At 57.8% G+C, this 2,688-nt stretch carries 2 protein-coding genes and 1 pseudogene; all 3 read right to left on the reverse strand.

The genetic code is table 11. The features are described 5' to 3' along the window. Positions 1 to 51: 51 nt before the first annotated feature. Positions 52 to 1,125 (reverse strand): dynamin family protein, encoded by a 1,074-nt coding sequence (locus tag AWB81_RS41795; protein ID WP_087135593.1) that lies wholly within the window; start codon positions 1,123 to 1,125, stop codon positions 52 to 54. Between the two features lie 110 nt (positions 1,126 to 1,235). Then, complete coding sequence (locus AWB81_RS41800; protein WP_327373462.1) at positions 1,236 to 2,309, reverse strand: GTPase; 1,074 nt, start codon at positions 2,307 to 2,309, stop codon at positions 1,236 to 1,238. 89 nt (positions 2,310 to 2,398) lie between these two features. Then, positions 2,399 to 2,578, reverse strand: a pseudogene (locus AWB81_RS41805) (hypothetical protein); the annotation flags it as partial. Positions 2,579 to 2,688: the final 110 nt, after the last annotated feature.

The raw sequence follows: 2,688 nt of genomic DNA on the forward strand, positions 1-2,688 counted from the left end.
GCTCTATCAGTATCGGAATCGAGCTTCACTTGGCTAGCCGCGCACAATAATTCACCCATAGATTCCCCCGACGATCCGCAAAGATACGACCTTGCTATTCAGTGCACCAATGACGTTCTCTGCCAGATGGTGCAACAGCACTTCTGCTTGCTTGCGACGCTTGTAGGCGAGAGTCGGTTCAGTGACGGCAATTAGCGCAGCGAAGAGTCGCTCGAATCCGGCTTCGTTCATTGCCGCATGCGTCTGCCCGTGCGCGCCTGCGAAGTATGTGGATATGGATACCGGCGGTTTCAGCAGTTCAGCGGCAACGCCCATCTGCGAGAGCTTGTCTGCCGCGCGAATGTTGACATCGTCCTCTTGCTCCGTACGATTCTCTTGAGTCTTGTTGCGCAAAATCTTGCGAATCTCGCCGTCGACCTCGTCCTCTTCATATACGTCGCTACGGGTCACGACTGGAAGAAGCGGTTTGTTCTTATGCAGCTCGCGTCCGAGTTCGTCCAACTCCTGGACCTGTCCGGGAGACGTCGAGCTCGTGAGCCAAAGGACTCCGTCGGCGCTGTCGGTGAATCGCTGGGTGAGACCTGCGTTTTCAGGCGTGACCGAATGCAGGCCCGGCGTGTCCACCAGGACCAGCTTCCCGGCCAGGCGTACGCCTTGCAGCCGTGAGGTCATCTCCGTCACGCCCGCCTGGAAGCGTTCCGGCGTCTCCACGATTTGGCCGCCGTCAAGGTAAAAATATCGAACGTCTTTTCCATGAGCGGCGAATCGGCTGGCGAGAAGATTGCAAAAGGAGCTCTTGCCCGCGTTGAACTTTCCAAATACAAGCAGCAGCACCTTGTCGTCAAAAGAGTCGGCGAAAGCACGCGCCGGTTCGTAGCTTTGCCATTGCTCGGTCCATCCGACCATACTTTGGTTGACTAACGTGTTGATGGCGTCCGCTTTCCGAGCGAGCTCACTTTGCTCCTTCAGGCCGCGCCATGTCCGGCGATTCGATTGAAGATGGGCACTCAAGCGCGCAAGCCATTCCTCCATCGAATGAACGATGGTCGTCACATCGTGCGTGATGAACTCGAATGCGTCGACGTCAGCGATGAGGCGCTCTTCGTTGCTTGCGTCCGCCTTCATGTTGTGACGTCCAGTGCGTTCAAAGAGACTGACGCTTTTTGCAGAGCGTCGATGGCGGACTTGGTCTCTGAGATGCGCGCTGCCAATGCCTTTCGTTCGTTCGAAACCTCCTAGTAGTGGGTGAAGTCACGCTGCATACGTTCGCGGCCTGCGTCGGTGCAGAACATCCGGCGCAGGTCCTTTCTGAACTTCACCGACACGCCCATCACGGCAATCATCACGGAATTGAGAGCACGCGCAACGGTTTCCTGCTCTGTCGGCAAACCGATAACGCCGTGCCCAGCGAGAAAACTATCGATTTCGATGCAGGCTCGCGAGTAGGCAATCTGGATGTGGGCGCGTTCGCGTTTCCCCGCTGTGGAAGCATAGGCGTCTTTTGCGGAGTCCGGAATAGACCCATAGTCGACGCCCAATGCGTCGAGCATGACTTCGATGTCGGAACCTACCTTCCTGATGATGTTCGCCAGACCTTGGTCGAGAGCCCGCCGTTGCTCGAACTGCATCGCGCGGGCGGCTTCGAGTGACGTCGCGCGTTCGCGGGCGACCTGCTCAAGCTCTCCTCGGATTTCTTCGAACAACAAGCAGATTTCGTAGCCGCGAGCGGCCGGCACTTGGGCGAGCGCTACGTCAAGCTCGGCATGCAGAAGGGGAATGCCGCTCTTCTCAACAAAGAGCTTCTTGCTTTCGTCGAGCCCTTTGCGATGCCGCGCCGAAGAAACTGCGTTCAACGCGATGCCCGGGAACTGAGCGCTAATCGCGCTGCTTACCGTTTGAAGTTCGGCTTCGCTAGGGAGTTGGTCGACCTGTGACAGCACGAAGAGTGTTTGTCGCCGCGTTCGCTCACTGTCATCACGAAGTTCGGCGAGCAAGGCCAATTCCCTGGCGTCGAGCTCGCCTTCCTTCGCAGCGTGCACAAACAGGCGGATGTCCGCATGCAGCCATGCTGCATGCATGGCATGACGGTCATCTTCGGTGCCAACATCAGCATCAAGACCTGGTGCATCGAGCCAGCGAACTCCCTGATGGACACGGTCCGAGAGTCTCACCGTTTCGCGCTTGTCCGCGACGGCAAACGCCTCCTGACCGATGAGTTCGTTCAGGAGGCGACTCTTGCCGTGGTTGTACTTTCCGATGACGGTGATGATGGGCTCGTCATGTCCGAGCCAAATCTCCAGGCGTGCCATGTCGTCTGCTCTACCTGGAAGTACCGCAACAACATCGCAGGTGGCTTGTTGGTGTACCGGCTCGGATTGTCTGGACACGGGTTTGCAACTCAGGCGGCCTCTTTCATGGTGGCTGCGTGACGGGCTTCATGGGGTGACATAAAGCCCAGTTTTTCGAGACGCCAATGACGGTTGTAACGATCTTTGAACTCGACGGCCGCGGCCCGAACTTCCTCCAGGTTCCTGAAGATGCGACCGTGAATGGCTTGTTCCTTCAGCGTCCGGTTGAAGCGCTCAGCGACGCCATTCGTTTGCGGTTCGGCGACGAAGGCGAAGCTCGGCGTGACGCCCCAGAACCTGCCCTAGTTGAGGAAGTCATCGGCCGTCTCCTGCGAACCGT

Source organism: Caballeronia arationis, from assembly GCF_001544975.2.
GTDB lineage: Bacteria > Pseudomonadota > Gammaproteobacteria > Burkholderiales > Burkholderiaceae > Caballeronia > Caballeronia arationis.

Bases quoted from the DNA above. Each gene is read 5' to 3' on its own strand.
- AWB81_RS41800 (WP_327373462.1), bottom strand. From the start codon at position 2,309: ATGGCACGCCTGGAGATTTGGCTCGGACATGACGAGCCCATCATCACC.
- AWB81_RS41795 (WP_087135593.1), bottom strand. From the start codon at position 1,125: ATGAAGGCGGACGCAAGCAACGAAGAGCGCCTCATCGCTGACGTCGAC.